22 protein-coding genes and 1 riboswitch are annotated in these 25602 nt (G+C 39.2%); of the genes, 5 read left to right on the forward strand and 17 right to left on the reverse strand.

Annotated elements, in window-relative coordinates; all coding sequences use genetic code 11:
- The first annotated feature begins 137 nt into the window (after positions 1-137).
- Positions 138-938: an inositol-1-monophosphatase gene (gene suhB, locus INP95_RS09140; RefSeq protein ID WP_005695663.1), complete on the forward strand. Its 801-nt coding sequence runs from the start codon at positions 138-140 to the stop codon at positions 936-938.
- 44 nt (positions 939-982) lie between these two features.
- Here suhB and bioB read toward each other — a convergent pair whose 3' ends face one another.
- The 9 genes from bioB to ompA all read right to left on the reverse strand — a co-directional run bounded on the left by bioB (position 983) and on the right by ompA (position 9019).
- Positions 983-1999, reverse strand: a complete 1017-nt coding sequence (gene bioB / locus INP95_RS09145; RefSeq protein WP_049374926.1) for a biotin synthase BioB — start codon at positions 1997-1999, stop codon at positions 983-985.
- Positions 2000-2072: 73 nt separating this feature from the next.
- Complete coding sequence (gene thiQ, locus INP95_RS09150) at positions 2073-2702, reverse strand: thiamine ABC transporter ATP-binding protein (RefSeq protein WP_197546866.1); 630 nt, start codon at positions 2700-2702, stop codon at positions 2073-2075.
- Entirely contained in the window at positions 2695-4299 is a 1605-nt protein-coding gene (thiP, locus tag INP95_RS09155) for a thiamine/thiamine pyrophosphate ABC transporter permease ThiP (RefSeq protein WP_197560602.1), read from the reverse strand. Before thiP ends, thiQ begins: the two co-directional genes overlap by 8 nt.
- Positions 4300-4304: 5 nt before the next feature.
- Entirely contained in the window at positions 4305-5303 is a 999-nt protein-coding gene (thiB, locus tag INP95_RS09160) for a thiamine ABC transporter substrate binding subunit (protein WP_049384486.1), read from the reverse strand.
- A gap of 35 nt (positions 5304-5338) precedes the next feature.
- A riboswitch (TPP riboswitch) is annotated at positions 5339-5431 on the reverse strand.
- A 144-nt stretch (positions 5432-5575) separates the two neighbouring features.
- Positions 5576-5902 (reverse strand): Grx4 family monothiol glutaredoxin, encoded by a 327-nt coding sequence (gene grxD, locus INP95_RS09165; protein WP_005699458.1) that lies wholly within the window; start codon positions 5900-5902, stop codon positions 5576-5578.
- Positions 5903-5977: 75 nt separating this feature from the next.
- Positions 5978-6778, reverse strand: coding sequence for a TPM domain-containing protein (locus INP95_RS09170; RefSeq protein WP_197560603.1), 801 nt, complete (start codon positions 6776-6778; stop codon positions 5978-5980).
- On the reverse strand, positions 6771-7220 hold the full coding sequence (locus INP95_RS09175) for a TPM domain-containing protein (protein ID WP_049366776.1): 450 nt from the start codon (positions 7218-7220) through the stop codon (positions 6771-6773). Before INP95_RS09175 ends, INP95_RS09170 begins: the two co-directional genes overlap by 8 nt.
- A gap of 9 nt (positions 7221-7229) precedes the next feature.
- Positions 7230-7811, reverse strand: a complete 582-nt coding sequence (locus INP95_RS09180) for a LemA family protein (protein WP_197560604.1) — start codon at positions 7809-7811, stop codon at positions 7230-7232.
- Positions 7812-7912: 101 nt separating this feature from the next.
- Complete coding sequence (gene ompA, locus INP95_RS09185) at positions 7913-9019, reverse strand: porin OmpA (protein ID WP_049366114.1); 1107 nt, start codon at positions 9017-9019, stop codon at positions 7913-7915.
- A gap of 399 nt (positions 9020-9418) precedes the next feature.
- On the opposite strand from ompA, the gene ydiJ reads away from it, so the two are divergent.
- On the forward strand, positions 9419-12496 hold the full coding sequence (ydiJ, locus tag INP95_RS09190) for a D-2-hydroxyglutarate dehydrogenase YdiJ (RefSeq protein ID WP_197560605.1): 3078 nt from the start codon (positions 9419-9421) through the stop codon (positions 12494-12496).
- Between the two features lie 82 nt (positions 12497-12578).
- On the opposite strand, the gene valS is transcribed toward ydiJ, so the two are convergent.
- The 4 genes from valS to INP95_RS09210 form a co-directional block, all read right to left on the reverse strand.
- Positions 12579-15443: a valine--tRNA ligase gene (valS, locus tag INP95_RS09195; RefSeq protein WP_070592432.1), complete on the reverse strand. Its 2865-nt coding sequence runs from the start codon at positions 15441-15443 to the stop codon at positions 12579-12581.
- A 31-nt stretch (positions 15444-15474) separates the two neighbouring features.
- Positions 15475-16116, reverse strand: a complete 642-nt coding sequence (locus INP95_RS09200) for a hypothetical protein (protein ID WP_049384492.1) — start codon at positions 16114-16116, stop codon at positions 15475-15477.
- A gap of 12 nt (positions 16117-16128) precedes the next feature.
- Positions 16129-16434, reverse strand: a complete 306-nt coding sequence (gene yqfB, locus INP95_RS09205; protein WP_049384493.1) for a N(4)-acetylcytidine aminohydrolase — start codon at positions 16432-16434, stop codon at positions 16129-16131.
- Positions 16435-16507: 73 nt separating this feature from the next.
- Entirely contained in the window at positions 16508-16939 is a 432-nt protein-coding gene (locus INP95_RS09210; protein WP_049364362.1) for a DNA polymerase III subunit chi, read from the reverse strand.
- Between the two features lie 238 nt (positions 16940-17177).
- Here INP95_RS09210 and fumC point away from each other — a divergent pair, with 238 nt between their 5' ends.
- Positions 17178-18572, forward strand: a complete 1395-nt coding sequence (gene fumC, locus INP95_RS09215) for a class II fumarate hydratase (protein ID WP_049366126.1) — start codon at positions 17178-17180, stop codon at positions 18570-18572.
- A gap of 112 nt (positions 18573-18684) precedes the next feature.
- Positions 18685-19287 carry a chalcone isomerase family protein gene (locus INP95_RS09220; RefSeq protein WP_049374051.1) on the forward strand — a complete coding sequence of 201 codons (603 nt, stop codon included), beginning with the start codon at positions 18685-18687 and terminating at the stop codon, positions 19285-19287.
- A gap of 37 nt (positions 19288-19324) precedes the next feature.
- Here the strand turns inward: INP95_RS09220 and INP95_RS09225 are convergent, their stop codons facing one another.
- Positions 19325-20224 (reverse strand): RimK family alpha-L-glutamate ligase, encoded by a 900-nt coding sequence (locus INP95_RS09225; protein ID WP_197560606.1) that lies wholly within the window; start codon positions 20222-20224, stop codon positions 19325-19327.
- Positions 20225-20354: 130 nt separating this feature from the next.
- Here INP95_RS09225 and INP95_RS09230 point away from each other — a divergent pair, with 130 nt between their 5' ends.
- Positions 20355-20618: a GrxA family glutaredoxin gene (locus INP95_RS09230; RefSeq protein WP_005695639.1), complete on the forward strand. Its 264-nt coding sequence runs from the start codon at positions 20355-20357 to the stop codon at positions 20616-20618.
- 56 nt (positions 20619-20674) lie between these two features.
- Here the strand turns inward: INP95_RS09230 and INP95_RS09235 are convergent, their stop codons facing one another.
- The 3 genes from INP95_RS09235 to crr all read right to left on the reverse strand — a co-directional run bounded on the left by INP95_RS09235 (position 20675) and on the right by crr (position 25596).
- A complete protein-coding gene (locus tag INP95_RS09235) occupies positions 20675-23701 on the reverse strand; it encodes a glycoside hydrolase family 2 TIM barrel-domain containing protein (protein WP_197560607.1) in 3027 nt (1008 codons plus the stop codon).
- A gap of 121 nt (positions 23702-23822) precedes the next feature.
- Positions 23823-25022 carry a mannose-6-phosphate isomerase, class I gene (gene manA, locus INP95_RS09240; protein WP_197560608.1) on the reverse strand — a complete coding sequence of 400 codons (1200 nt, stop codon included), beginning with the start codon at positions 25020-25022 and terminating at the stop codon, positions 23823-23825.
- Between the two features lie 73 nt (positions 25023-25095).
- Complete coding sequence (gene crr / locus INP95_RS09245; RefSeq protein WP_197560609.1) at positions 25096-25596, reverse strand: PTS glucose transporter subunit IIA; 501 nt, start codon at positions 25594-25596, stop codon at positions 25096-25098.
- Between the last annotated feature and the right edge of the window lie 6 nt (positions 25597-25602).

The following is a 25602-nucleotide window of genomic DNA, read 5'->3' on the forward strand; positions in this document are numbered from 1 at the left end:
TATTTTTGCGATACTGATCGCAAATTTCCTTTAAAAAACGGGAAAAACCGTGAATTAAACATTTTCAACTGGCTATTTACTAAAACTCCCTTATAATAGGCGACCTATTTATCTGTTCTTTAAAATCTGGTGGAAATATGAATCCAATGTTAAATATCGCTATTCGTGCGGCACGAAGAGCGGGCAACGTGATTGCTAAAAACTATGAGCGCCGTGATGACATCCAAACAAGTAAAAAAGGTATTAATGATTATGTGACCAGCGTCGATAAAGCCGCTGAAGCTGAGATCATTGAAATCATTCAAAAATCTTATCCTGATCATACAATTATCAGTGAAGAACGTGGTGCATTAGAAGGCAAAGACAGTGATATTCAATGGGTGATTGATCCACTAGATGGCACAACCAACTTCGTGAAAGGTTTGCCACATTTCTCTGTTTCTATTGCTATCCGTGTAAAAAACCGTACCGAAGTGGGTGTGGTTTACGATCCTATTCGTAATGAATTATTCACTGCAGTGCGTGGTGAAGGCGCAAAATTAAATGAAGTGCGTTTACGTGTAGATAGCCAAAATGAACTTAACGGGGCGATTTTAGCCACCGGTTTCCCATTCAAACAACCAAGCTTAATGCCAACTCAATTTGCTATCATGAATAACTTAATTGATGAAGCTGCAGATTTCCGTCGTACAGGTTCTGCCGCATTAGACCTTTGCTATGTAGCATCCGGTCGCGTTGACGGTTATTTCGAAATGGGCTTAAAACCTTGGGATTGCGCAGCGGGTGATTTAATCGTGCGTGAAGCAGGCGGTTTAGTGTGTGATTTCAATGCGGGTCATGGCTATTTACGCTCAGGCAACATCGTGGCTGCACCAGCGCGTATTTTAAAAGAAATGCTAAATAAAATTCAGCCTTGCTTAACGGAACAAGTTAAGTAAGTCCCAATAAAAAGTGCGGTGAATTTCACCGCACTTTTTTATGACTAATTTCTGTCGAGTGGCTTTCTATTTTCTTCTGTTTCCGGCTCCAGATCCAATTTTGCCATGAGAAGTTGATCGCCATCTTCTTCTGGGTTACCTGTTACTAACAATTTATCCCCATAGAAAATGGAATTCGCGCCAGCCATAAAGCACATCGCTTGCATTTCTTCACTCATACCTTGACGACCTGCAGAAAGGCGAACATAACTTTTCGGCATAGTAATACGCGCAACCGCAATAGTGCGAACAAACTCTGTCCAATCTAAATCAGCTGCATCAGCCATTGGTGTGCCTTCCACTTTCACTAATTGGTTAATTGGCACGGACTCCGGCTGCGGATCAAGATTTGCTAAACTTGCAATAAGGCCTGCTCGCTCTTTACGGGTTTCATTCATGCCTACAATACCACCACAGCAAACTTTTAAACCGGCATGACGTACTTTTCCTAATGTGCTTAAACGATCATCAAAGCGACGCGTGCCAATGACATTGTGATAATTCTCTGGCGCGGTATCTAGATTGTGATTGTAATAATCCAATCCTGCATCTTTTAACTCTTCCGCCATACCATCTTGCAACAATCCAAAGGTGCCGCACGTTTCTAAGCCAATATCTTTTACCGCGCGAATAATCGCCGTGACTTTTTCCATATCTTTAGGCTTAGGACCACGCCATGCCGCGCCCATACAAAAACGCCCTGCACCACGTGCTTTAGCAATTTTGGCTTTTTCGACAATTTCATCAATATCCAAGATCTGCTGATTTTGCACGCCAGTTTGATAACGTGCAGATTGAGGACAATAACCACAATCTTCCGGACAGCCACCCGTTTTAATTGACATCAACGTCGATAACTGTATTGCTCCTGGGTTGAAATGCTCTCGATGCACTTGAGCCGCACGATAGACTAATTCTAAAAAAGGTGTCTCAAATAGCGCTTCTACTTTGCAAACAGACCAATACTCCACTGAAGGATGGGGCGTAATAGATGAAAGCTGTACTACATTTGTGGTTGTCATTATATTTTCCTCGTTTAAGCTACTTAGCTTTTATTAAGTTGAGCATATTACTCTGCAATATGATAAAAAGAGATCAGATCACTTTTCCTTGATGAATTTCAATCACTCGATCAATATGCCGTTCAATTTCTTTGGGTTGATGTGTCACCAATAACATGGTGAGCTTTTTTTCTTCGCATAATTGATCCATTAAATCCTGCATTTCAATGCGTAATTTAGGATCGAGGGCTGAAAAAGGCTCATCCAATAATAAAATAGGTTTATCTCGTAGCAAACAGCGTGCCAATGCCACTCTCTGTTTTTGCCCGCCTGAAAGTGCGGTCGGTTTTCTCGTTAAAAAATCCTGTAAATTGACCGCACTTGCGGCTTGTTCTACAAGCGCTTTTTCTTCTGCATTTAAGGCTAAATTCGGTTTTAAACCTAAAGCGATATTCTCTTCCACAGAAAGATGAGTAAAGAGATTGTTTTCCTGAAATAGCATGGAAACCGGGCGTTCAAAAGGTGCCGTTTTGGTATGATTTTCGCCATTTAGCCAAATCTCGCCACTATCAGCATATTCAAAGCCGGCAATTAAATTCAGCAAGGTACTTTTTCCTGCGCCACTTTCACCAATAATGGCAATTTTTTCCTGGGCTTGAATATGTAAATCAAACACCATCGGCATGGATTGATAATTGAATACTACATTATCTAATTTAATCATGTTGTTCTTTCTGCCCTTCAATAAACATAAATAAACCTAAACATAAGCCCAATAAAATCAATGCCGTCACTGCCGCTTCTTGGCTTCGATATTGCCCGATTTGTTGATAAAGCAAATGAGGCAACGAAGTAAAATCAGGGCTACCAAATAAGGCTATTGCCGTAAAATCGCCGAGTGATAAGGTCGTCGCGAGTGCCAAGGCATATTTCAACGGGGCTTTTAGTATCGGATATTCAATTAAACGAAAACGCTGCCAGCCTGTAATATTCAGCGATAAACAGAGTTTTTCATAATATTGCATCGATTGATTCATTGGTGTATTAAGAATTTTGATCACAAATGGCAAGGCAGCCAAGGCGTTACAAACAGATACTACCACAAACAAATGCCCTGCCGAGAAATCAATATCTTGCAACCAAAGGAATAAGCCGACTGCTAAAACGATCGTCGGAATGGCTAAAATCATCATTCCACCTGTTAAAATCAAGTGAGCTAATTTAGGGTGATATAACCATTGCAGTTGACGGGAGAGTAACAATAAGAAGAATCCAAATAATACTGATAAAATCCCGGCTGTCGGTGCCATGGTTAATGAATAAGCAAGCGCCTTCCATAATTGTGGATTTTGCCAATAGCCAAATAATTGGGTCGCAGACAAACCTTGGAAAACAATATTGAATAAGGGACTTAAAATAAATAAGCACACCGAGAATAAGACAAAAACATGTCCAAATTTAACCGCACTTGAAACAGGTAAAACCCAGCGATAACGCTGTGAAATCTGGGTTTCTGGTGCTTTTGCCCAATATTGTGAAAGCGAAAATAACGCAAAACAAAACGCAAATTGTACAAGCGCAAAAAGTGCAGCTTTGGGTAAATCAAATTCAAAGAAAATGGCTTGGTAAATGGCGACTTCTAGCGTGCTATTTTGTGGCCCGCCACCCAGTGCCAACACTATCGTAAAACTGGTGAAACACAGCATAAAAATCAATACAAAGGCTGACACGGTTTGGCTTTTCAAATAAGGCCATTCAATTAAACGAAAAAATATGGAACCTTTGATATTCAATTGTGCCGCAAGTTGGTGCTGTTCAGTCGGTACACTTTGCAAAGCCTGCAAACTCATTCGTGCCGCTAAAGGAATATTAAAAAATAAATGGGCAATGAGAATGCCACTTAAACCATAAATGGAGGGTTTCCACGAAATACCTAAGGTTTGCAGCAGTTGTACTAGCCAACCGGCTGTGCCATAAATACCAATTAGACCGAAAATAGCCAGTAATGCTGGCAAAACAAAGGTGAGAGAAAAAATGCGTAAAATGAGCGATTTGCCTTTGAAATCTAAATAGAAAAAAGCACGCGCAAATAAAGTTCCAATTACGCTAGAAAGCAAGGCTGACAAGAATGCCTGCCCGATACTAAAGGCGATAACTTGATGCAAATAATCGTCTTTTAAGAAATCAGATAAGGCATAATCACTTCCCACTGAAAAAACCGCAGAAAGTGAAAATCCATAGAGTAAAACAATGAAAAAAATGACTGCACTTCCGCCCAAATAATGGCGAGGACGAAAATGCGGATGTTGCAATAAGCGCATTAACACTACTTAGATAAGGCTTTTTGCCATTGATTGATCCAGCCTTTAAGCTGCTCACTTGTTACCGTTGTGGTATCTAAAATAGGCATTGATTTTGCGCGAGAATTAAGCGCATCAATATGACTTTCGATATTGGTCTCTACCACGGGTAACATGACATTATTTTTGGCAATATCCGCTTGAGCTTGCGGTGAAAGTAAGAATCCTAGAAACTCATCAGCACAGGCATTATTACGGTTAGCGACTTTTGCCGCGACTTCAACTTGTAATACGCTACCCTCTGCAAATTCCGTTGCCACATAATTGTCTTTTTGTTCAGACAGAATATGGTAAATCGGTGAAGTATTGACGCTTAAAACCACATCACCTTCACCTTTTAAGAAGGCACCATAAGACTCAGTCCAGCCTTTGGTGACAGTGACAGTATGTTTAGAAAGAGTTTTCCAGGCATTTGCTACGTCAGCTTCTGGATAAACCACATTCATCCAAAGCAATAAGCCCCGTCCAATACTGCTTGTACGCGGATCTTGATATAACACTTTAAGATCTTGACGCTCAACTAATTCTTTTAAGCTCTTTGGTGGATTAGCCAGTTTATTTTTATCATAAATAAACGCATATTGCGCATAATCGAATGGTAAGAATGTGTGATTTTCCCATTTAATTGGTAAACGTAACTGGCTTAAATCCACTTTATTTGGCTCAAAAATATTGAGTTTTTGTGCATCCTCAATTTGATAACTATCTAAACCGAGCACGACATCCGCCTTAATTTTTTTGCCTTCTAGACGAACACGGTTAAACAAGGTGCCATTATTGTCAAAAGCCACATAATTCAGCTTACATTGTGGAAATTGTTGTTCAAAAGCTGCTTTTACTTTTGGTCCAGCACTCCAATCAGCACTAAATGAATCATAAGTATAAACATCTAATGTTTGAGGTGCAGCTTGTGCGAAAGCGGAAGCGGTAAAAAGTGCGGTTAAAATGGGAAGTGTTTTGTTCATTATGCGTTCTCCTTATTTTTGCATAACGAAACAGCATAATGAGATGATTAGTTTCCTACGCCAGCATTATCTGTTTCAGGTTCACGGGTATTTCTCAGCCATTAATATAGGCACCCCGACTAACGCGATGTAGTCTATCTTAAGGAAATTTAATCAACAAGTTATTTCATTTAAAAATGTTAATCCGATCACACTTTTATATCTGGTTTATCATTTTTTGAGCAAAAGAAAACCTGCTAAAAAGCAGGTTTATCTTGGTAATCTATCGTCAATTAAGCTTGATGTTTAGCCGCTACTTCACTTAATAAAGTTTGAAGTTCGCCAGCTTGATACATTTCTAAAATAATATCACAACCACCAATTAACTCACCTTCTACCCATAATTGTGGGAAAGTTGGCCAGTTTGCATAAGCTGGCAATTCAGCACGAATATCTGGGTGTTGAAGAATATCAACATAGCCGAAAGGCACTTTGCAATTCATTAATGCTTCAGATGCACGCGCAGAGAAACCACAAGAAGGTAATTTTGGTGAACCTTTCATGTAAATTAAGATTGGGTTTTCAGCGATTTGTTTTTTGATTTTGTCTAACGTTTCCATAATGTTCCTTGTTCAAATAAGTCTGAATAGGGTGCTATTCTAACATAAGATAGAACCTGAGTGAAAGACTTGGTCTTACCAACTTCCACCAGCTCCGCCGCCGCCGAAGCCACCACCGCCAAAGCCACCACCGGAAGAACCACCGCCACCGAAGCCTCCACCAAATCCGCCTCCGAAACCGGAACCGCCACCATGGCGACGAGAAATCGTACTTTGACGAATGATTTTATTCAGTTGATCACGTTGATTCGGGCTAATATAGACTTCATCTTTGTGATATTGGAATTCACCAAATAATACAATAGCAATAAACGCCAATACCATTAAGAATGGGATGTACTTATCGAACGCATCTTCTTCAACTTGTGCCGCATCAAACTCGCCTTTACTTGCCGCAATAATTTGGTTTAAGCCGTCATTAATACCTTGCGCATATTGGCCTTGTTTAAATTGTGGCAAAATTGCTGAACGGATGACTTGCGATAAAAAAGCATCCGGCAATACACCTTCTAAACCTTGTCCAGTTGCGATAAAGACTTTGCGATCATTTTTCGCAATCAACATCAACACGCCATTGTTCAGATTTTTACGTCCTATACCCCATTTATCACCTAAAGCAAAGGTATAATCAGCGATTTCATATTCACCGGTTGTAGGAACCAAAACAACAGCGATTTGTGAACTCGTTTCTTTACTATAAGCAATCAGTTTATTTTCTAAAATTTGCTTATGTTCTGATGAAAGTGTGTTGGTGTAATCGTTTATGTAATGGAAAGGATTTGGTGCAGGCGGAAATTCTGCCGCAACAACCATTTGAGCAAAAAAAACAAGGCTAAAAACAACCGCACTTTTCATAAAAGATAAAAGCTTAGCCATTAATAATTACCTCATTAGATAATTCATTCACATCATCAGGCTGAATAGGGAAATGGCGAGATAAAATATCACTGATACGATCAATCGCATCGACAATGCCTTGTGTATAAGCTTTTTGTTTAAACTGCTCAATCATTAAATCGCATTGTAACTGCCAATAAGCCACATCAACAAATTGATGAATGCCTTTATCACCTACGATTGCACAGAGATGATTTTTATATCCCACATAAATCAACACAGCATTTTGTGCCGCTGTTTTATGCATTTCCAGTTCATCAAAGACTTCTAAAGCTCGTTCCATTGCAGATAGTTGTGCTGAAGCCTTTGGTACTTTGCGTTCAATATAAACACGTAACTCAGCCGAACTTAAGCTTTCGAGGCGACTAATTGCCGCCTCGATTTGCTTTTTATCTATCGGAATTCTGGAAAAGAATGGCATAGATAAACCTTAGTTAAAGTTTACAATCGGTGCGTTTTCAGCGCCTGCAGCTGATTTAAAGTAAGGTTTAGCTTTAAAACCAAAAATCATTGCCGCTAATTTAGTTGGGAATTGACGTACTTTTTCATTATAAATACGCGCTGCTTCATTAAATTTATTACGAGCGACATTGATACGGTTTTCAGTACCTTCAAGTTGCGCTTGTAAGTTCATAAAGCCTTCGTTCGCTTTTAATTGTGGATATTGTTCTACAGTAACAAGTAAACGAGATAATGCTGAACCTACTTGATTTTGGTTTTGTTGGAATTCGTTTAATTGTTCTTCCGTTAAATTAGACGGATCAATTTTAGTTTGTGTCGCTTTTGCGCGAGCTTCGATGACATTGGTTAATGTTTGTTGTTCAAAGTTAGCTTGACCTTTCACAGTATTCACTAAGTTTGGAATTAAATCTGCACGACGTTGATAAGATGATTCAACATTTGCCCAAACAGAATCAATTTCAGTTTCTGCTTTTACTAAGCCATTGTAGCTAGACATTAAGCCAAAACCTGCTGCAACGGCGATAATAATCAAGATAATCCACTTTTTCATTCAAAAATTCCTTCAATTATAGGTTTAATTTATATAAGAAAAGACCTAAACCGAAGTTTAGGTCTTCTAATGTTAATCCGTTAATGGATAACTAAATAAAATTATTTAGTACCGTTAACTGCGATTTCAACACGACGGTCTGGTGCTAAACAAGCGATAAGCGCTTTACGACCTTTAACCGCGTCACAAGTAGAACCTGTAACTGGGTTAGCTTTACCGTGACCAACTGCAGAGATGCTTTGAGCTGGAACACCTTTAGCTACTAAGTAGTTAGCTACAGAGTCTGCACGACGTTGTGATAATTTCACGTTTGGTGCATCTTTACCAATACGGTCTGTATAACCAGCAACTGCTACGTTAGCGTTGTTGATTTGAGCGATTTCACCATAGATACCGTCTAAAGTTGCTTTAGCTTGTGGTTTTAAGTTAGCTTTACCGAAAGCGAAAGTTACATCAGAGCTTAAGTTGAAAGTTTTGCTTACAACTTCAGGTGCAACAACTGGAGCAGCACCTTGACCGAAACGGTAAGATAAACCAGCGTTGATAGAACCGATCCATGGGTTATAGTCTTGAGAACTATTGTGAGTATCTTGAGTACGTAATTTACCTACGCGAGCTAACCATTGGTATTCTAAACGTAATGCTAACTCTGGTAATGAAGGTAATGCATATTCGAAACCAGCAGCGAACACTGGAGAAACGCGTAAGCTGTGACGACCTTCTTCGTGATCACGTGCACCAGTTGCTGTGTCATAGAATTTGTAGTCTGAACGTACTAAAGCTGCACCAGCACGACCGTAGAAGTCTAAACCTTCTAAAGCAGAAGTTAAACCACCAAGACCATAGCTACCTTTTAAGCTTAAGTGAGCACCGTGGTTAGTGTGTTTGAATGCTACTTTACCAGCATCTTTGAATTTAACACGACCGAAGTCATCATAACCTAATTCTACCGCTAAACCTAAGTTATCACGGTTTAATACTTGGTAACCACCAAATACACCGTAAGTAACAGAGTTACGGTTGTAACCAGCACCAAATTCAGAGTATTCGTTTGTTGGGTTAACTACAGTATTAGCTTTGATACCATCGTGGAAAGATGCTTGACCAGCTTTAACACCTGCATAGAAAGTGTTTTCTTGTGGAGCTGCTTGAGCTACAGAAGCTGCTGCTAAACCAGCAACGACTAATGCGATTGCAGTTTTTTTCATTTTGATGTCCTCTATTTAGTCATCGTTATTAATAAGAAAAGTTTCCTTGTTTATTGTGAACTTTATAAAAAAGAAACACTCTAAACGTTGCTTAACTAGGGTTTTGAATTTGCCCTAACTTATCCTTTTGACAAATTCAATTCCTTTGCCATAGCCAAAGGAACGTTCAAAAGTATGGTTATTATCCTATAAAAACACCAAAGATCAAACTTTTTTTGCCCTTTTTGGTTATTTTATAGACAAACAACCCCTAAAATGAACATTCATTCACAAAAATCGGGTTAATTTTTAACCCGATTTCTATTCTAACAAAAAATATCTTTTGTTCAAATCGACTTTTTTTTGAGCTTCATATATCATCAAATTCACTTTCTTCTCTATTTATATGTGAGTGATTTTATGTTGCCCCGTCTTTCTAATGTGCCACAACTTAATAACGTGGTAAGTGATTATCTTAGCGAACTCCAAAAACAGCATTTTGAAGGTGATATTGCCTCAAATTATGCCGACCGTTTAAGTCTTGCGACGGATAACAGCGTCTATCAGCAGCTTCCTCAGGCTATTTTATTCCCTAAATCTGTTGCCGATGTAGTACGTATCACCAAATTAGCCAATAAAGAGAAATACCTTCATCTAACCTTTACACCTCGCGGTGGTGGTACGGGCACCAATGGGCAATCTATTAATAACAATGTTATTGTGGATCTCTCTCGCCACATGACAGGCATTTTAGAGCTTAATATAGAAGAACGTTGGGTTCGCGCTCAAGCAGGTGTAGTAAAAGACCAACTAAACCAATTTTTAAAACCTCACGGTTTATTCTTTGCACCGGAACTCTCCACCAGTAATCGAGCAACCCTTGGCGGTATGATTAATACTGATGCCTCTGGTCAAGGTTCATTACAATACGGTAAAACCTCTGATCACGTTTTAGCATTACGTTCTGTTTTGATGAATGGTGAAATATTAGACACAAGTGCGGTCAAATCCGACGATGTTTTAGAAAACTACCCGCTTGCAGAAAATGGAAAAACACTATATCAAACGATTTTCCAACGTTGTAAAGAAAAGCGCGCCTCAATCATTCAAGATTTACCACAACTCAATCGCTTTCTCACTGGTTACGATCTTAAGAATGTCTTTAATAACGATGAAAGTGAATTTAATCTGACCCGAATTTTAACGGGGTCAGAAGGTTCACTTGCGTTTATCTGCGAAGCCAAACTCAATTTATTGCCGATTCCGAAATATCGCACCTTAATTAATGTGAAGTACAGTTCATTTGATGCCGCACTTCGCAATGCGCCTTTTATGGTGAAAGCCAATGCCCTTTCGGTTGAAACCGTCGATTCCAAAGTGCTGAACCTTGCTAAGCAAGATATTATTTGGCATTCAGTGAAAGAACTTTTAACAGAAGAAGAACAAAATCCAATTCTTGGTTTAAACATTGTTGAATATGCGGGCAACAATCAAGCTAAAATCGACAGCCAAGTGACCGCACTGTGTCAGCAATTAGATGAAAAAATTGCACAAGGCCAAGATCATATTATCGGCTATCAACTTTGTTCTGACTTGCCTTCTATTGAACGTATTTACGCCATGCGTAAAAAAGCGGTAGGACTATTGGGGAATGCGAAAGGTGCGGCCAAACCGATTCCTTTTGTGGAAGATACCTGTGTACCACCAGAACATCTTGCAGATTACATTACGGAATTTAGAGCCTTATTAGATAGTCATAATCTGCAATATGGGATGTTTGGCCATGTGGATGCTGGTGTATTACACGTTCGCCCCGCTTTAGACTTATGCGATAAAGAACAAGTAAAACTCTTTAAACTAATTTCAGATGAAGTGGCAGAACTCACCGTAAAATACGGCGGTTTGTTATGGGGGGAACACGGTAAAGGCGTCCGTTCTCATTATGGCGAGAAATTTTTTACACCTGAACTTTGGCAAGAATTACGTTATGTGAAATTTTTATTTGATCCAAATAATCGTCTGAATCCAGGTAAAATCTGTACGCCACTTAATAGCGATGCGGAACTCTATTCGATTCTCTCGCCAATGCGTGCTGACAATGATCGCCAAATCCCGATTCAGATGCGAAACGAATTCAAAGGCGCGATGAATTGTAACGGTAACGGGCTTTGCTTTAACTTTGATGAGCACAGCATTATGTGTCCTTCCATGAAAGTGAGTAAAAACCGCGTATTCTCGCCAAAAGGACGAGCTGCTATGGTGCGTGAATGGTTGCGATTAATGGCGAATGAAAACGTATCACCTGATCAATTAGATTTTCATAAAACACAAGTGAAACTGACCGCACTTGTGGAACGTTTCCGCAATAGCGTGCAGAAATGGCGTGGTGAATATGACTTCTCACATGAAGTAAAAGTAGCAATGGATACTTGTCTGGCGTGTAAAGCCTGTGCAAGTCAATGCCCGATTAAAATTGATGTACCAAGTTTCCGTGCGAAATTTTTCCATTTCTACCACAGTCGTTATTTGCGCCCTGCCAAAGATCATCTTGTGGCGAATTTAGAAGTTGCTGCACCTTATATGGCGAAACAACCGGCATTATTCAATTATTTCACCAAACTGAAAGTTACTCAAAGCTTGGTTGAAAAAACGCTTGGCATGACTGATTTGCCTCTCCTTTCAGAGCCAAACCTTCAACAACAATTAGTGGAAATTGGTTATCAAGGCAAAAAATTAGAAGAATTGGAAGGTCTCAGTGCAACAGAAAAAGCCAATATGCTCTTTATCGTACAAGATCCCTATACCTCTTATTATGATGCTAAAGTGGTCCGTGATTTTGTCGCTCTCACACAAAAACTAGGTTTTGAGCCAATCATTCTGCCTTTTAAACCGAATGGAAAAGCCATGCATATTAAAGGTTTTTTAACTCGCTTTAGTAAAACAGCAAAAACACAAGCGGAGTTTTTAAATCGCGTTGCTAAATTAAATGTGCCTTTGGTCGGTGTAGATCCAGCGATTGTGCTTTCTTATCGAGATGAATATAAAGAGGCCTTAGGGAATTCTCGCGGTGACTTCCATGTGCTCACAGCGCACGAATGGCTGACCAATCAATTAGAAAGTAACGCATTACAAAGTGCGGTGAAAAATATTGCCAAATCTGACCGCACTTCTGAGTGGCATTTATTCCCTCATTGTACTGAATCCACCTTTATGCCAAACAGCCCAAAAGAATGGCAGAATATTTTCGCGCAATTTGGACAAACCTTGAAGGTAGAAAAAGTCGGCTGCTGTGGTATGGCGGGTGTATTTGGTCATGAAGTACAAAATCAAACCATGTCGAAAGATATTTACGACGTATCATGGGGCAAAAAATTACAAGGTAAAGATCCAAATCATTGTCTCGCAACTGGCTATTCCTGCCGTAGCCAAGTGAAGCGATATGAAAAAGCCATCTTGAAACACCCTGTTCAAGCATTGCTTGAAGTATTGAATAACTAGAATAGATTTTCTACTTACCACAATATCGCAGAAAATAAAAAGCGGTCAGACTTTAAATCTGACCGCTTTCTTTATTTAAAAACTACAACGCTTCAATCGCTTTATACTGCTCTTGGATTTTTTCTAATCCAGATTGGTATTCTGCTTGTTTTTCACGTTCTTTCGCAATCACCGCTTCAGGCGCTTTAGCCACGAAAGCTTCGTTGCTAAGTTTGTTTTCGATACGTTTAACTTCATTTTGATATTTTTCAATCTCTTTGGTTAAACGGGCAAGCTCTGCTTCTTTATTGATAAAGCCGGCCATTGGCACAAGTAATTCAGCATTGCCAACGAGTTTCGCTACCGCAAGCGGTGCGGTTTCGTTTGTCGCTAACACTTGAACGTTATCTAATTTCGCCATGGCTTTTAAAAGAGCGGTCTGTTTTTCGAGAATTTTTGCATTTTCTGCACTTAAATTACGGAATAACAGATCTAAGCCTTTGCTTGGTGCGATGTTGCTTTCTGCACGGATATTACGCACCGCAACGATCACTTCTTTTAACCACTCAATTTCAGCTTCTGCTTCTGGATCAAAACCGTTCTCTTCCACTTTCGGGAATGGTTGTAACATAATGCTGTCAGCTGTAATACCCACAAATCCTTTCACTTTTTGCCAAATTTCTTCGGTAATAAATGGAATAAGCGGATGTGCTAAACGTAATAATTTTTCTAACACATGAACCAAAGTTTGGCTTGCCGCACGGATTTGTGCTGCATTGCCGTTGGCAAATACCGGTTTAGTCAATTCTAAATACCAGTCACAGAATTGGTTCCAAGTAAACTCATAAATCGCATTGGCACAAAGGTCAAAACGATATTGGCTTAATGAGTTACGGAAAGTTTCCACTGTGCGGTTGAATTCTGATTGAATCCAACGATCCGCTAATGAGAATTCGATCTCGCCTTCGCTTAAATCTAATTTTTCATTCGTAAGAACGAAACGGCTTGCATTCCATAATTTGTTACAGAAATTACGGTAGCCCTCTAAACGTTTCATATCCCAGTTGATATCACGGCCGTTTGAAGCCAATGCTGCTAATGTGAAACGCAATGCGTCTGTACCGTGAGCCGCAATACCTTCAGCAAATTCTTTGCGCGTTGCTTTAGCAATTTTCTCTGCTAATTGCGGCTGCATCATGTTGCCAGTGCGTTTTTCAAGTAAATCTTCAAGGCTAATACCGTCAATCATATCGATTGGGTCAAGTACGTTACCTTTCGATTTCGACATTTTTTGACCTTGTTCATCACGGATTAAGCCCGTTACGTATACCGTTTTGAATGGCACTTGTGGTTTGCCGTTTTCATCTTTTACGAAGTGCATCGTAAACATAATCATACGCGCAACCCAGAAGAAGATGATGTCGAAGCCGGTAATCAACACATCCGTTGGGTGGAACATTTTGAGCTCTTTGGTTTGCTCTGGCCAACCTAAAGTTGAGAATGTCCATAAGCCTGATGAGAACCACGTGTCTAACACGTCTTCATCTTGCTTGAGTTCAACCGCAGAATCTAAGTTATATTTTGACCGCACTTCTTCTTCGTTGCGTGCAACATACACGTTGCCTTCCGCGTCATACCACGCAGGAATGCGGTGTCCCCACCAAAGTTGGCGAGAGATACACCAATCTTGAATATCACGCATCCAAGAGAAGTAAAGGTTTTCGTATTGTTTCGGTACGAATTGGATTTCACCATCTTCCACCGCTTTAATCGCCACATCGGCAAGCGGTTTCACGCTCACATACCATTGGTCGGTTAACATCGGCTCGATTGGCACACCACCACGGTCGCCATAAGGCACTTTGAGATCGTGTGGTTTGATTTCGTCTAATAAACCAAGCGCTTCAAAATCTGCCACGATTTTCTTACGTGCAGCGAAACGCTCTAAGCCACGGTAATCAGCTGGAATAGTTGCTTCATAGCCAGCAAGTGGTTTGCCGTCTGTGCCGATAATTTCCGCTTCATCACGAATATCCGCATTTAAGGTTAATACGTTAACCATTGGCAAACTGTGGCGTTTACCCACTTCGTAGTCGTTGAAGTCGTGCGCAGGGGTAATTTTCACCACACCAGTACCGAACTCACGATCGACATATTCATCGGCAATAATTGGAATTTCACGGTTTGCCAATGGCAGAACCACAGTTTTACCGATTAAAGATTGATAACGTTCATCTTCAGGATGCACTGCAACAGCCGTATCGCCCAACATGGTTTCTGGACGCGTGGTTGCCACCACTAAATAATCTTTACCATCTGCCGTTTTCGCACCGTTAGCTAACGGATAGCGGAAATGCCAAAGGGAACCTTTGCTCTCTTTATTTTCCACTTCTAAATCAGAAATCGCGGTGTGAAGTTTCGGATCCCAGTTTACTAAGCGTTTGCCACGGTAAATCAAGCCTTCTTCATGCAAGCGAACAAATACTTCTTTTACCGCGTTAGATAAACCATCGTCCATAGTGAAACGCTCACGTTCCCAGTCGATAGAGTTCCCTAAACGGCGCATTTGTTGGCTGATTGTGCCACCAGAATAGGCTTTCCAATCCCAGATTTTGTTGATGAACGCTTCACGACCATAATCATGGCGTGTTTTGCCTTCTTCAGCGGCAATTTTACGTTCAACCACCATTTGGGTTGCGATACCCGCGTGGTCTGTCCCCGCTTGCCATAAGGTGTTATGCCCTTCCATACGGTTAAAACGGATTAAGGTATCCATTAAGGTTTGTTGGAAAGCGTGCCCCATGTGTAGGGAACCCGTTACATTCGGTGGCGGAATCGCAATGCAATAGCTCGGTGCGTTTTCATTTTCAGACGGTTTAAAATAACCGCTCTCTTCCCAATGTTGATAAAGGGCTTGTTCTACCGCAGACGGATTAAAACGGTCTGCCATTTCGAATTTTTGTGTCATTTATTTTCTCTTTAACTAACTTACAATCTAACTACTCACATTCAGGAAGATCCCATTTTTTTGCGGGAATTTCATTCTTATAACGAATAATAGTATCATTTTCGCTGAGTAATCCATCTAATGTATAATGTCTCTTTGTTGTTTCACTATAGGTATCCTTTTTATAAGTCCCATTTTTATCCGGTAAAAGATAGAAAATCTCATTAATATCCTCATCCATCTTTAAAATTGGTATAGGTTTATTAGCTATTCGTTGAAAATAATAATACCCTTTATTCTCAACAATAAATTTAAAAGTTTGAGAGCTTATATTGGAATTATTAGATCTTTTTGTTAATTGCACATAGGATCCAGCCTTTACTCTACTTTCAGATAAATATTTTTCGGAGTCTTTAAATGGTGAATTATTAAATACTCCATTTTGAAAATCAGGTAGAAAAAGCTCACGTAAAACTAAAACTCTTCGAGGGCCATCTTGTACTAAACATTGCTTAACATCATCTTTCTTATAAATAGTTATAAGATGAGTTGCGTAATTTTTTACACTTAATGTGCCATAGTCACTACCTGCATAATCTTTATACTTCGGATATATCCCATCGAAACTAAGACATGCAGACAACGACTGAAAAATAGGAAGTAATAAAATCAGTCTAATATATTTTATATGCATGATTCCCTCTGATTATTTTATCTTAAAATTGATTAATACGAACTTATCTTCACTAGGATAAATCGCCTTAATCACCTCTTTCAATTCCGCCAAACTCATATTCTCCTGCTTCGCATGTTGTTCTGTCAGTTCATCAAGAGTAATAGGCGATACACTTAACACTTCAATCGTGCAGAAATATTGATTATCCTCAAATCGACCAACACGTAAGATATCACCTGCTTTAAAATGGCTTTCGGATTTATCTCGAATCGTGATGGTTTTACGCCCTGCGAGAATATCGGCTTCGAAGCGTTGATAAAAGGTAATATCGTTCATAAAGTGCGGTCAATTTTTAAGTGTTTTTTGTAACCATCCCCCTCTTTGGCAAAGAGGGGTGTTTTTTATATCGTTATACCTGCTCCGTGCTCAACGTCCAGCCTAACTGTCTCAGTTGTTTATAACGTTCACGCGCTTGGGCTTTTTGCGTTTCTTCTACCGGTACAAAATCAATTAATTGTGTAAAGCTGTGGCTAAAATCCGGCACTTCCATTTGTAAATTGATCAGCAAATCTCGACGTTGGGCATTGCGTTTGCCTTTCCAACTAATCTCAATTGGCGGTGCATATTGTGTTGCTTCGCCCGAAAGATTATGAGGAACAAACTCATTTGGATCCCGTTGCCATAATGCTTCATCAATTAAAAATGCTTGCTCTTCTGTTTCGCAAGCGATTAACACTCGCTTGCCTAAACGCCATGCTTGAGCGGCAAGATCACAGGCAAGTTGCTCAACTGTTATCTTCTTTTCTGGATTTAAGAGATAAAATTGTGCGTTTTTTGCCATGATTGCGACTTCCTCATTTATCGTTTTGTAAACTGGCGGATTTTATCAAAAAAGCCCTAAAAAATAAATCATCAACAAAGTGATTAACGAAAATAGAAAAAACACGAAAATTTTTTACCGCACTTTTATGATCTACATCACAAAAATAACTTTTAACCTTTATGTTACATTCCATTCATAACTCGTAGGTGTTAGAATTTTCGAGATTTGTTTTTATTTTTGATGATAGGAGTATCACATGGCATTTCGTATTGAAAAAGACACTATGGGCGAAGTTCAAGTTCCTGCAGATAAATACTGGGCAGCACAAACCGAACGTTCCCGTAACAACTTCAAAATTGGTCCGGCAGCCTCTATGCCGCACGAAATTATTGAAGCGTTCGGTTATTTGAAAAAAGCCGCTGCTTTCGCAAACTGCGATTTAGGTGTATTACCTGCAGAAAAACGTGATTTAATCGCAACTGCCTGTGATGAAATCCTTGCAGGAAAATTAGACGACCAATTCCCATTAGTCATTTGGCAAACCGGTTCAGGTACACAATCAAACATGAACGTGAACGAAGTAGTGGCAAACCGTGCTCACGTTTTACATGGTGGTAAATTAGGTGAAAAATCATTTATCCACCCAAATGATGATGTGAACAAATCCCAATCTTCAAATGATACTTTCCCAACTGCAATGCACATTGCGGCATACAAAAAAGTAGTTGAACACACCATTCCTTGTGTAGAACGTTTACAAAAAACTTTCGCTAAAAAATCAGCGGAATTTAAAGATGTGGTAAAAATTGGCCGTACTCACTTAATGGATGCAACCCCATTAACATTAGGTCAAGAATTCTCTGCTTATGCAGCACAATTGGATTTCGGTTTACGTGCACTGAGAAATACTCTTCCACACTTAAGCCAATTAGCACTTGGTGGTACTGCAGTAGGTACTGGTTTAAATACACCAAAAGGCTATGATGTGAAAGTGGCAGATTACATTGCAAAATTCACTGGCTTACCATTCGTGACAGCAGAAAACAAATTTGAAGCATTAGCTGCACACGATGCGATTGTGGAAACTCACGGTGCAATTAAACAATTAGCGATGAGCTTATTCAAAATTGCAAACGACATTCGTTTATTAGCATCAGGACCTCGTTCTGGTATCGGTGAAATCTTAATTCCTGAAAATGAACCAGGTTCTTCAATCATGCCGGGTAAAGTGAACCCAACTCAATGTGAAGCATTAACCATGGTATGTGCACAAGTATTCGGTAACGATACCACTATCTCTTTCGTTGGCTCACAAGGTCACTTCCAATTAAACGTATTTAACCCTGTCATGGTGGCAAATTTCTTACAATCTGCACAATTATTGGGTGATGCTTGCGTATCATTTGATGAACACTGCGCAACCGGTATTCAACCAAACTACCCTCGCATTAAACAACAATTGGAAAATTCATTGATGTTAGTAACCGCACTTAATACACACATTGGTTACGAAAATGCAGCAAAAATTGCGAAAACTGCACACAAAAACGGTACAACCTTACGTGAAGAAGCGATTAACTTAGGCTTAGTTTCAGCCGAAGATTTCGACAAATGGGTTCGTCCAGAAGATATGGTCGGTAGCTTAAAATAAACTCCCCCAATAATTTGATGTCAAAGGCAGGTATTCCTGCCTTTTTATTTGTGTTTTTTTAGAGGGCTTTTTTGTTATAATCACGGCAATATTTTTGATATGAAAAAAAACTATGAAACTGAAATTTATTATTGCTGCTATTTCAGCCTTATTTTCCACCGCACTTTTTGCCCAATGGCAACCAGTTGGCAATGCTGAATACACATGGGGGCCATTCCATGTTTACACTGTCGGCTTGTATTCTGAAACGGGGTCATATGAAAAGAATGAACGTCCGTTAATGTTTTCGATTAAATATGAGAAACCAGTTGAAGGGAAAAATTTCGCCATTGCTTTAACTAAAGAAATGGAAGCCCAAAACTTAAGTAAAGATGACACCACCGCATGGCTGAAAAAAATGCAGGAAATCTTCCCTGATTTTTCACCAAGCGACATTTTAAATTTTGTTGCCTTAGCGGATAAAGGCTATTTTGTGTTAAATGACACCGTGTTAGATCACGAATTCGATCAAAAATTTACACAAGCGTTTATTGATGTGTGGCTTTCAGATAAAAGTAGTTTTATCAAATTGCAACCGCAATTATTAGGTAAAGAAAAACCGGCTCACGATAGCAAAGAATTTCAACATCAACCGGCAAGCGAGCCTTTTGATGAAGAAAATACGATGCCGGAATTACCACCAAATTACGATTTTAAACAAGACGCAAAAGGATAAACAACAAGGGCGAACATGAATAGTTCGCCCTTTTCTTTTATTGTTTCACTTGCTGTTCTAAAAACAAGATCATCTGTAAGGCAATATCAATGCCACTGGTTTTCTCAATCATTTCTAACCCCGGGCTAGCATTTACTTCAAGCACCAATAACCCTTCTTTTGAACGAATCAAATCAACACCGGCTACAACAAGCCCTAAGGCTTTAGTTGCTCGAATAGCGATGGATTTTTCCTCTTCAGTGAGTTTAACATTTTCTGCAGTGCCACCACGATGAAAATTTGCACGAAACTCGCCATCTTGTCCAATACGCTGCATTGTGGCGACGACTTTATCACCGATCACAAAACAGCGAATATCTGTCCCTTTTGCCTCTTCTATAAAATCTTGCAATAAAACAGGCACATTCGCATCTTTTAACGTTTCTAAAATACTAACCGCACTTTGTGGACGTTCGGCTAAGATCACACCAATACCTTGTGATCCTTTTAAGATTTTAATAATCATTGGGGAGGTTGTTTGCTTAATGGCTTGTTTCGGCTCAACTTCACAACCCGATAAAACTGAACTCGGTACTGCAATACCTTGCTCTAATAACATCTGCAAACTTCGCCATTTATCGCGAGCAGCTAAAAACGCTTGTTCTTTGTTAAGGCAATAGACACCTTTTCCTTGGAAATGACGCAATACCGCACAGCCCATTTGGGTACTTGTCGTCCCAAAGCGAGGCAACACTGCATCATAATCAGACAATAAATAAGGTTCACTTTCTACATTTTGTTGATAATACAAAGAAAAGTGCGGTTGATTTTTGTAGAGTTTTAAAATGCAACGATTAGGATCCAAAATATCCATTTGATGCCCGCAACTTTCCGCTGCTTCTTTTAAACGCTGGCAGCTATAAAGGCGAGGCTCACGGCAAAGCATCAATAATTTCATTCAGTTATATCCTTAGGAAAAGAGGAGTTGATATATTACACCAATCACAATAATCCTGAAAAATGATTTCTGCTTTTGTGGAAATAGAGTAAAATCATTAGGAGTTTTGTTTAAATAAAAGGAAAATTTTATGTTCGTAGTTATTTTTGGTCGTCCTGGCTGCCCTTATTGTGTACGTGCAAAAAACCTTGCTGAAAAATTAAAAGGTGAAGTAGCGGATTTCGATTATCGCTATGTAGATATTATCGCTGAAGGCATTTCTAAAGCAGATTTATCAAAATCTGTCGGTAAAGAAGTGGAAACTGTACCACAAATCTTTATTGATGAAAAACCAATCGGCGGTTGCACTGACTTCGAAGCATTAATGAAAGAACAATTTAACGTTGTTGCTTAATTTTTGCTAAGAACATAAAAGTGCGGTTAATTTTAACCGCACTTTTTTATTTCATCTTAGTTAATTTGTAACGAGATCGACCAATCCCACTCCGTCTCATTCAAACGATATTGTTCCTTTAACACGGGTCCACAAGAATTGGAGCCAACCCCACTCATTTTGTAATCTACACACAAGATCGTACTGCCACTTTTTTCCAAATCATATTGGTGCTTTTTACTGCCCAATTCTTCTTGAGAATAAGGGGAAACATTCATACTAAAAGGCATATCACTTTGCACGGTAAAGTAATCAGCCGAATTCGCCACCTTCACTTCACGACAACCATAATGACTGCCATTTTCTTGTGGTTTTAAATAAGGTACATGATTGCTTTCTGGCGTTGTCTTATAATGTCCCAAAGCCGTGGCGTAATGTTTATCCAGATAACTTTCCGTTGGGCCATAGCCCACATACTCCACTTGGTTAAATCCTTGATTGAGGAAAAAACGCAAACCAAAGCGAGGTAAGAATGGCAAGTGCGGTTGTTTTTCAGCATGAATATTAATCTGAAGCAACCCATTTTGTTCAATACGATACACCACATTCAATGTCAAAATTCGCGCTTTTGATACGGCAACCAGCCCCAATTTAAAGCTAATTTCAACCGCACTTTCCTGCTCGATTAAACGGTAATCATAGACTCGACTCGTCGCACGATCGTAACCTGCAGCAAGCCAATGTGCTTTCATTAAACTATCATTATCTAAAGGCGCTCGCCAAATATTGAAATCAGTAGGTTGATTCAACCAAGGCTTGCCATCTTTAGTAATTTGTTGAATAGTGCCTTTATATTGATCAAACTGGTATTCAATATCTGCCGCTTTAACTGAAATTAAATTGGCATGTTCTGAAACAGAAATCGGTTGGTGATTGGATTTAAGCTCATCAGCGAATAAATGTGGTTGCTCCGACAAAATAATCTGATCAAATCCCAAACTATACCCTTGAGGAATTAAACCAGCTTCTATTTTTTGATAATAGGTCAATGTTAAAATTTGTAATGAACCGTTATTTGCTGGTAATGGTAAAGGCAAAAGTGCGGTTGATTTTGGCGAAATGTTTAAATTATCTATTTGGCCTTCTTGTATAACAGCAAAATCTTCGGTGATTTGATAATGAATCGAAATAGCCTCTGCCGCATCCGTAAAATCCAAATAATTTTTGAGTTCAATATGACCATTTTTTAAGGTAGCGCGAAGTGGACGATACACATTTTTGTATTCCAACACATTGCTTTGAATTTGGCGGTCTGCCGTCACTAATCCATCAGCACAAAAATTACCGTCATTCGGTGTGTCATTAAAATCACCGCCATAGCCCATCTTACTTGAGTTTGGTAAATAAGGGGAATGATTACACCACTCCCACACAAAGCCACCACAAGCGCCTGCATGTCGTTCCATGGCTTGAAAATAATCTTCCGTGTCTCCGCAAGAATTCCCCATCGCATGCAAATATTCGCAGAAAAGATACGGCTTTTGATTTTTGGTACCAGAAAAATAAGCATCTAATTCTTCCGTACTGGTGTACATTTCGCTATGAAAATCTAAATTGGATGTGTCATTTTGATGTGCTGAATGTTGAAAGATCGCATTTTCATAATGCACTAAGCGACTTGGATTGCGCTGTTTCATCCATGCAGCTGCTTGCTCAAAATTCTCACCATAACCACTTTCATTTCCTAATGACCAAATCACAACTGAAGGACGATTTTTATCTCGCTCAACATTGGCATAAGTGCGGTCTAAAATGGCTTGATTAAATTCAGGGCTTCGAGCCATATAGCAATAATTGTCGATTGTTTTTTGACGAATTGCGTCATGATCAATCTCTGTTTTTACCCCTAACAAAATGCTTGTTTCTGGCGACTCTACATAAACTGCATTCGTGCCGTGTGATTCAATATCACTTTCCGCAATCACATAAAAACCATATTCATCGCATAATTCAGTAAACCAAGGTGCATTAGGATAATGCGCTGTGCGAATAGCATTAAAATTATGCTGTTTCATTAAGCGTAAATCTTGCAACGCTTGTTCTCGACTAATGACATAACCGGTTTTCGGATCGCTATCGTGACGATTAACGCCTTTAAACTTAATCGCTTGCCCATTAAATAACATGACACCATTCTTCACTTCGATATGACGCAAGCCGACTTTTTGGCAAATCACTTCTGATCCATATTGCAAAATCAACGTGTATAAGCGAGGGTTCTCTGCATGCCATAATTGTGCATTTTCAATTTCAGCATGAAATGCATGCCCTTTTTGTTCAATTATCAATTTGCCTTGAGGATCAAATAATTGCCAAGAAATGGGTTGTTCGCGTTCTGCAAACTGACAAGCTACATGCAATTGAGCCTTGGTAAAGGATTGATTAAATTGTGTTTGAATGAAGAAATCTTGTAAGTAATTTCTTTCTCGCTCTAACAGATAAACATCTCGAAAAATACCGGACATTCGGAATTTATCTTGATCTTCCAAATAACTGCCATCACACCATTTCAACACAAGAACATGTAAGTGATTTTTCCCTTGTTGCAAAAAGTCAGTAATATCAAATTCACTCGTGCAATGACTAATTTGGCTGTAGCCTACAAATTGTTGATTCACATAGACAAATAAGCAGCTGTCTACCCCTTCAAAATTTAAGAGATACTGTTTTTCGGCATTGATTTCGACATTAAAAACTCGATGATACAAACCACAAGGATTTTCAATGGGCACATAAGGCGGATCAAAAGGGAATGGATAATTTACATTAGTATATTGATGATTATCGTAACCATAATTTTGCCAGTTGGATGGAACGGGGATTTTATCTGTAAAGGAAAAACGAAGAAAATCTTGAGGTAAGTGAGTATAGCTTTCAAAATAAGCAAAATCCCATTCACCATTTAGTAAGGTAAAGTAAGGGGAAAATTCTCGTGTCTTTTTGACCGCACTTTCTATTGAAGAAAAAGGAATAAAATAAGCATGATGTGGTGTGGTATTCACGTGCAAGGTTTGCGGATCTTCAAAATAGCGAGGCAACAACATAAAAACTCCCAATGCAATTTAGACACATAAAAAAAGGGCGCCTGAATGGCGCCACTATACCTAAAATCTTCGGCTAATCTAGCGATAAGTTTACAAATTGTGATACTTATCACATTAATTTTTATGGCAATTTTGCCAAGAAAGCATAACCGCCTTTTTCACTCATTATTTCAACATTAGAATCCGCTGTAATGAATGCTGACTCACCTTGTTTCAAGGTAAGTGCGGTTAATTTTTCTTGTATTTTTAGCTCGCCTTGCATCACCAATAAAATACCTGCACTTTGAAGATTTAATTCAGTATGTTGTTGTGGTTCAACACGAATTTGAGCTAAAGCAAAATCTTTTACTGGCGTTTTATAAGTAAATTCTGACTGATTTTGATGTGCCGCTGAAATAATTTGAGGTGTTACTTCGCGACAATCCACAATTTTTAATAATTCGACAATATCGACATATTTTGGTGTTAAGCCACCACGAATCACATTGTCAGAACATGCCATTAACTCCACGTTTTGTCCGCGAAGGTAAGCATGAGGAATACCCGCATCTTGGAAAATGCCCTCTCCTTCTTTCAAATACACGATATTAAAGAGATAAAAACACACAAGGCCGGCATCTAATTTTTCAGGCGAAATCGCCATGGCTTCCATGGTATAAAGCACCCAATAATCCGGGTTATCTAGCGCCAACTCGCCATTTCTATAAGGCTGTTGGTTAGCTTCAATAATAGGTAATAGCCAATTTGCGAGCGTTGATTGATCCGCCAACATAACATCTGCATAAAATTCAGCAAGGCTTTGTGTGCCAAGTTTTTCAGTCAAAGGTTGCAAAGAGGGGCGTGCACTTAATGTGGCAAGGATTTGAGCTTTTGTTTTAAAACCATGTAAAAGCCAGAAATCAGATAAGGCAATCATCATTTCTGGTTTATGATTTCTATCTTTATAAGTCCGCGTGCTGTCTGTTAATGCCACGCCTTTTGCATTTTCAGCCTCAAAGCCCTTTTCAGCTTGAGACTTAGTCGGGTGCAATTGAATCGACAATGGCTTTTCAACATCTAAAATCTTTAATAAATAAGGCAGTTCATCACCAAATTGCTGACGGCTCGCCTGTCCAAGTGCGGTCGGATTTTGCAATAAAAATTCAATAAGGGATTGCTTACCTGTTACATCCTCAATTTCAGAAGGTGCTGATGGATGAGCTCCTAACCACCACTCTGCACAAGGTTGATCTTTCGCTGAATGTAATCCAATCAATGATGCAATATAGTTTTTTCCGCCCCATGCATAATGCTGTACTTGGCCAGTTAATCGATAAATCATCTTTACCTTCTTTAAAAAAGAATAAGGATAAAAAAATCCGCTTATTTAAAGCGGATCTTTTAGTCTATAAATCTTATTTTGTTAAACTTAAAACAACCGATTCTCCAGCAATCACTTCACCTGATTTTTTCTCGATAGATGAAATTTCATCCATGTTAGAGATAACCACTGGTGTTAAAACTGATTTTGCTTTTGATTCTAATGTTGCTAAATCAAATTCGATTACTGTATCGCCGCGTTTTACGCTTTGACCTTCGTGTGCGATGCGAGTGAATCCTTCACCTTTCAATTCAACGGTATCAATACCGAAGTGAACGAATAATTCAACACCCTCTTTTGATTCCATTGAAAATGCATGGTTGGTTTCAAAGATTTTACCAATTACACCATCAACAGGCGCCACAATTTTGTTACCTGTTGGGCGAATCGCGATACCATCACCTACGATTTTTTCAGAGAAAACAACATCTGGTACATCTTCGATATTCATAATCTCACCAGAAAGTGGCGCATAAATTTCGACTTCCACTGTTTTGTTTTCTTTTGAACCAAATAATTTGTCAAATAAGCCCATTTTAAT

The organism is Haemophilus parainfluenzae (genome assembly GCF_014931375.1).
GTDB lineage: Bacteria > Pseudomonadota > Gammaproteobacteria > Enterobacterales > Pasteurellaceae > Haemophilus_D.